The sequence below is a fragment of the Methylosinus sp. sav-2 genome (genome assembly GCF_004366495.1).
Lineage (GTDB): Bacteria > Pseudomonadota > Alphaproteobacteria > Rhizobiales > Beijerinckiaceae > Methylosinus.
This window is the reverse complement of sequence record NZ_SOEJ01000007.1, coordinates 177,285-183,552: the sequence shown is the minus strand read 5'-3', so window position 1 is coordinate 183,552 and position 6,268 is coordinate 177,285. Positions and strand designations below refer to the sequence as shown.

Sequence of the window (6,268 nt, the reverse complement as noted above, 5' to 3'; positions counted from 1 at the left end):
TGGAAGGCGGTGAGGCGCTTCTCCTCCTCCGTCATCACCAGAGTGCGACGCTCGGCGCCCATCATGATCTTGTCGCGCGAGTCCTCGAACTCCTGCCGCGTGACGATGCGCTTGCTGCGTCTTGCAGCCAGCAGCGCCGCCTCATTGACGAGGTTCATCAGATCGGCGCCCGAGAAGCCCGGCGTGCCGCGCGCGACGACCTTCAGATCCACATCCGGCGCCAGCGGCACCTTGCGGGCGTGAACCTTGAGGATCTTCTCGCGGCCGATGAAGTCGGGGTTCGGCACATTGATCTGACGATCGAAGCGGCCCGGACGCATCAAGGCCGGATCGAGCACGTCGGGGCGGTTGGTCGCGGCGATGAGGATGATGCCCTCATTGGCTTCAAAACCGTCCATCTCGACGAGCAGCTGATTGAGCGTCTGCTCGCGCTCGTCATTGCCGCCGCCGAGGCCGGCGCCGCGGTGACGACCAACCGCGTCGATCTCATCGACGAAGATGATGCAGGGCGCATTCTTCTTCGCCTGCTCGAACATGTCGCGCACGCGGGAAGCGCCGACGCCGACGAACATTTCGACGAAGTCCGAGCCCGAGATGGTGAAGAAGGGGACATTCGCCTCGCCGGCGATGGCGCGGGCGAGCAAAGTCTTGCCCGTGCCGGGCGGTCCGACGAGCAGCACGCCGCGCGGAATGCGTCCGCCGAGGCGCTGGAATTTCTGCGGATCGCGCAGAAACTCGACGATCTCCTGAAGGTCTTCCTTGGCCTCGTCGACGCCGGCGACATCCTCGAAGGTGACGCGGCCTTGCGTTTCCGTCAGCAGCTTCGCCTTGGACTTGCCGAAGCCCATGGCGCGCCCGGCGCCGCCCTGCATCTGGCGCGACAGGAAGATCCACACGCCGAGGAAGGCGATGAGCGGCAGGCCGTTGATGAGCAGAGTCATCAGCCAGCTGTTGCCGTCGGCCGGCGGACGCGCGCTGATGGCGACATTCTTCGCGGTCAGGTGCTGCACGAGCGACGGATCATTGGGCGCATAGGTCGAGAACGGCCGATTGTCGGAGAAGTGCCCGGTGATCTCATTGCCGGCGATCGTCACATCGTGGACGCGGCCCTGATCGATCTGCGTGAGCAATTCGCTGAAGGTGATATCGCGGATCGGAGTCCGCTGACCCGGCTGCTGGAACAGCATGACGAGCGCCACGACGAGGAGCCCGATGATCGCCCAGAGAGCGATGTTCCTGAAGTTTGCGTTCATGTCGAACCTTGCGAATGACGATTCCGCCGGGGCCATCCCGGAAAACAGAAGTCGTTTCTTGTAATCTAGGCGCGTCGGGCGCGATTGCCAAGAGATTGCCTCGCCGCAACGTTCTCGCCGTCTCGCGATGCGCGCGTCGCGTGCGTTTCGCAGCGCGAAGAGGCGTGTCGCCGAGGATCATACGATCGAAGCGGAGTGGCTTTTTTACGGCCGTGGCGTGATTTCGGCGCGCCGCCGCGGCGGCTCGGGCGTAATGGCGAGTGCGCCGCCGGCCAATGTCAGGCACGCCCCGCCCAATGTGGTCTTGAAGCGCCCTTCGGCCGCCAGCGCCTCCGCCAGCCTTTGGCCGGCGCGCTCGAGCCGCTCGAGCCGCGGCTCGCCGCCGCCGATGCGGGCGATCTCGGCCGCCAGCAGGCGCAGCAGCAGCTCGCGCGGCAGCGCGCGCAGAGCCCCGGCCTCGGCGCGAAACAGCCCCGGGCCGCGCTCGGCCGCAAGCTCCAGCGCAGCGCGCGCGGCGGACCAGGCGAGCGCCTCCTCGGCGCGGGCGGCGCGGGCCGAAAGGCGCAGCAGCGCTTCGGCGTCGAGCCCCTCCGCCGCAAGGGTGTGGGCCAGACGGCGCAGCCGCACGCGCGCATAGGCGGGGTTCTCATTGGAGGGATCGCGGATGAAAGCATGCTCCGCGGCGGCGCAGAGACGCTCCAGCTCCGTCTTGCGAAAATGAAGCAGCGGCCGCAGCAGCGCCAGCCCGTCCACGCGCGACTCCATGGCCATAGCCGCGAGTCCGGCGACGCCGCTACCGCGCGTCAGCCGAAACAGCGCCGTCTCGGCCTGATCGTCGGCGTGATGGGCGGTGACGATGGCGCTCGCGCCGATCTCCCGCGCGCGCTCGCAGAGCAGGCGATAGCGCGCCTCGCGAGCGCGCTCCTGAATGCGGGTGGCGGGCTTTTCGCCCTCCCACCGCAAAATATGATGAACAAATCCCAAAGCGCGCGCCCATTCGCCGACCTGCGCCGCCTCCTGCGCCGCTTCGGCGCGCAACCCATGGTCGACAGTGGCGATCTCGACGCGCTTCCGCGCGCGCAATTTCCAGCGTGCGGCGAGCAGAGTGAGAGCAATGGAGTCCGGCCCGCCGGAGACGGCGAGCAGCAGCGCGTCATGGGCCGCGAGCGGCGCCAGCGCATGGTCGGGATCGGGAAGCGGCGGCTCAACGGGCATTTGCGCCCGTCAGCATCGCACCTTCTTGCTTTCTTGCTGAGCGATTTCTTTCACTCGCGCCGACGCGCCCGGATATTTCACCGCGATCTCGCCGAAGGAGGCGCAGGCCTGCTCGTTTGCGCCGATCTCATGCAGCGACTGGCCGAGCCGCAGCATGGCCTCAGGCCCCTGCGGCGAGGCCGAATGCTTGGCGGTGATCTCGAGATATTTTTCCGCCGCCTCGCGATAGCGCTTCCGCAAGAAGTAGCTCTCGCCCAAGTTGAAGATCGCTTGCGGCGCCAGCCGGCTCTTCGGGTTTCGGGTGAGAAAGCCGGCGAAACCCACTTCAGCGGCTTCATATTCGCCTTGACGCAATTTGGCGACGGCGAGGTCGAACTCGTCCCTCGGCGTCTGGGGAGCTGTGGGCGTCGGCGAGAGCGCGGCGGAAGGACCGGGCGTCGGCGGAGCGGCCGGCGGGGGCGCTGGAGCGTCGAGCCGCCCATGGACGAGATCGAGCGGAGCGCCCGGCGAGCGCAGATCGGAGCCGCCGCTTGCCGATGCGGCCGCTGGCAGCGGCGCGCTCGGGGGCGTCGAGCCGAGAGGACGCGGCGCGCCCGGCGCATTGGGGTTGGAGCCGGCGTCGAAAGCGTCATTGTGGCGCGTTCCGGCGGAGGCGCTCGGCCCTGGGCCGGGATCGAGAGCGTCGTTGCGCCGCGGCCCGACCGGGGAGATGGTGCTCGGGCCGGGGAGGGACGTCTCCGGCGTCGCGGCCACGCGCGGCGCTTGTGTCGGAGGGGCGGAGGCCGCGCCCTCCTGAGCGCGCCGCAGCTGCTCCTCGAGCCGCCGCACATTGTGCTGCAGCTCCTCGACCTGGCCGTTGAGGGCGCGAATCTGGTTCTCGAGCCGATCGATGCGCACGCTCGAGGCGCTCGCCTCGCGGCTGGCGGCGTCCTCCTCGGGATCGCGATGGCCGAAGAGCTGCGTCACATCGAGACGGCGGCCGATATTCTGGCCGATGTTCTGTATGCCCTGGCCGAGCTTGTCGAGGCGAGAGCCATTATCGGATTCGGCGGCGAGCGCCGCGCCTGCGGCCATCATGGCGCCGAGGGCGGCGCCGGCGAAAATGGAGCGTGACGAAAGGGTCATGGGGGAATCGATCGCGAGAGCAGTGCGGGACGAGGCGTAGCATAAGCCGGCTTTCGGCCAAAATTTGACGAAGCCGCGGCGAGCGTCGCGCGAGATGTGGCGAAGACAAGTCTTCTCGCTGGTGATCTGCATGGTATCGAGAGCGAGCCTGAAGGCTCGCTCTTGCGCTCTCGCGACAGTTTCGCTCGCAATGTTTGGAATGATGAAGCTTCGCCACGCCGCTCGCCTCTTCGTCTGCGTGGGCGCCTTTCATGCGCCCTGCCTCGGCTCGGCGCAGGAGGCGGCGGGCGTCTGCGCGCTCGAATCCGCTGTTCCGGTCGAGATCGCGGCGCCGGGCTTCGATCTCGAGCTTTGGACGATGGACGGCCGCCGCCTGACCCTTTCGGGGCTCGAATTGCCGCCGGGCGCGGCTGCGCGCGAAAGCTTGCAGCGCTTCCTCGCCGAGCGTCTGCGCGCCGGCAGGCTGGTCTTTCTCGCGGCTCCGACGGCGACGCCGGACCGCTGGGGAGCGGCTGCGGCGGGGCTCTTCGTCGAAGGGGAGGGGAGCGACGCGCCGCTCGTCTCGCTGGCGGAAGCGGCGATCGGCGCCGGGCTCGCGCGCTTTCGCCCCGATCCGGCCGCATTCGCCTGCCGCAATGGGCTGCTCGCCGCGGAGGAGCAGGCGCGCAGACGAAAGCTTGGACTTTGGACCTCGGGCGAGTATCACATCCTCGACGCCGGTCGGCCCGAAACGCTTTTCGGGAAGAAGGGCATGGTTCTGGTGGAGGGCGTCGTCGGCGCGATCGGCGAGGCGGGGGGCTCCCTCTATCTGAATTTCGGGCCGCGCCGCGGAGATTTCGCTGTCGTGATCTGGAAACGCAATCTCGAGACATTCGTGCGGGCCGGAACGTCGCCCAGAATGCTCACGGGGCGGCGAGTGCGCGTGCGAGGATTGATTGACACAGCTTTTGGACCGCGCATGGAGCTCGTCTCTCCGGCGCAGATCGAGCTCCTCGGCGAACGTGTCGGAGACGAACGGGTCGGAGGCGAACGCCTGGGCTCGTCCGGCCGGCGGTGACGTGCGGCCGGCGGTCGGCGCGCGTCTCGCCGCTCTCGCGGTCTTTGTCCTCCTCGGCCTTTCCGGCTGCGCCCAGCTCGAGCAGCAGGGCGAGCTGCTCAATGGCGCCGCCGCGCAGCGCGGGCGCCTGCCCCCGACCGTGCCGCGCACAGTGGGCGGCGAGCAGCCTTCCACCGCCGAGCACAAGGAGCTGGTCTCGCAATTCGGCGGCGAATATCGCTTCCCTGTGGCGGAGCGCTATCTCGACGAAATATTGGTCAAGCTCGCGCAGGCGAGCGACACGCCCGGCCAGGCCGCCTATCGCGTGACGATCCTCAACACGCCGGTGGTCAACGCTTTCGCTCTGCCGAGCGGCAATCTCTATGTCACGCGCGGCCTGCTCGCGCTCGCCGGCGACGCCTCCGAGGCGGCGGCGGTGATGGCGCATGAGATCGCCCATGTGAGCGCTCGGCACAGCGCGCTGCGCGCCGAGCGCGAGCGTGAGGCGGAGGTCATCAGCCAGGCCGCCGCCGTTATCCAGAGCAAGCAGAAGGGCGATGACGTGCGCGCCTCGCAGCGGCTCTCCTTCGCGAGCTTCTCGCGGCTGCAGGAGCTGGAGGCCGACGCCATCGGCGTGCGCGTGGTGGCCCGCGCGGGCTTCGATCCGTACGGCGCGTCGCGCTTCCTCGCCGCGCTCGGCAAATCGGCGGAGCTGCGCGCCGTTCTCTACGGCAAGAAGAAAACGCCCGACCTCGACATATTGGCGACGCATCCCTCGACGCCCGATCGTATCGCCAAGGCGGTCGCTGCGGCGCGCCAGATCAGCGCGCCCGGCGTCGGCTCGCGTGATCGCGAGGGCTATCTCGCCGCGATCAACGGCCTCGCTTATGGCGACGATCCCAATGACGGCTTCGTGCGCGGCCGCAAGTTCGCGCATCCGCGACTGCGCTTCTCCTTTGTCGCGCCGGAGGGCTTTCTGCTCGAGAATTCGAGCGAGGCGGTCTTCGGCGTGAAGGAGGGCGACGACGAGGCGCTGCGGCTCGATCGCGTTCGCGCGCCGGTCGGCAAGACGCTCGAGGCCTATGTCGAATCGGGCTGGGTCGACGGGCTCCTGCGCTCGTCGATGAAGCGCATCGACGTCAACGGATTGCCGGCAGTGGTCGCCAGCGCGCGCGCCGGCGAATGGAATTTCAAGCTCGCCGTCATACAGATCGACGACGAGCTCTATCGGCTGATTTTCGCCGTGCGCGCGCTCGACGACGCGGCTGAGCGACGTTTTGCCGCCTCTGTCGCGACATTCCGACGCTCGAGCTGGGAAGAGTCGCTGGACGTGCGTCCGCTGCATCTCTTCATCGTGAGCGCGGGCGCGGACGATACGGCGGAATCCATGGCGCAGCGCATGGTCGTTCCCAATCGTCCGCTCGAATATTTTCAATTGCTGAACGGCCTCGAGCATGGAGGCCGCCTCACGCCGGGCGAGAGATACAAGCTCGTCGTCGAGTGAGAAACGCTCACGGCTGATGGAACCGTCGCGCTCCGAAAATGTTGTAAGCCTTAGAATTCCCGGGGGGGCGGACGGCGGCGCCGGTTGCGTGACCGCTCGGGGATTCTCCTCAATCGAGGCATCGTCGTAGCGCTT

General features: G+C 68.0%; 5 protein-coding genes. 2 read left to right on the top strand and 3 right to left on the bottom strand.

Going from position 1 to position 6,268, the window contains the following annotated elements; genetic code table 11:
* From ftsH to ybgF, 3 genes are all read right to left on the bottom strand, one after another.
* The coding region (gene ftsH, locus EDE12_RS13855; protein WP_134188126.1) for an ATP-dependent zinc metalloprotease FtsH at positions 1-1,253 on the bottom strand (1,253 nt) is incomplete at its 3' end.
* Positions 1,254-1,457: 204 nt separating this feature from the next.
* Entirely contained in the window at positions 1,458-2,468 is a 1,011-nt protein-coding gene (tilS, locus tag EDE12_RS13850) for a tRNA lysidine(34) synthetase TilS (protein ID WP_026598431.1), read from the bottom strand.
* 9 nt (positions 2,469-2,477) lie between these two features.
* A complete protein-coding gene (ybgF, locus tag EDE12_RS13845; RefSeq protein ID WP_134188125.1) occupies positions 2,478-3,593 on the bottom strand; it encodes a tol-pal system protein YbgF in 1,116 nt (371 codons plus the stop codon).
* Between the two features lie 199 nt (positions 3,594-3,792).
* Between ybgF and EDE12_RS13840 the strand changes: the two genes are divergently transcribed.
* A complete protein-coding gene (locus EDE12_RS13840; RefSeq protein ID WP_245275747.1) occupies positions 3,793-4,650 on the top strand; it encodes a thermonuclease family protein in 858 nt (285 codons plus the stop codon).
* Positions 4,595-6,133, top strand: coding sequence for a M48 family metalloprotease (locus EDE12_RS13835; protein WP_024879627.1), 1,539 nt, complete (start codon positions 4,595-4,597; stop codon positions 6,131-6,133). The genes EDE12_RS13840 and EDE12_RS13835 overlap by 56 nt, the downstream gene beginning before the upstream one ends.
* Positions 6,134-6,268: the final 135 nt, after the last annotated feature.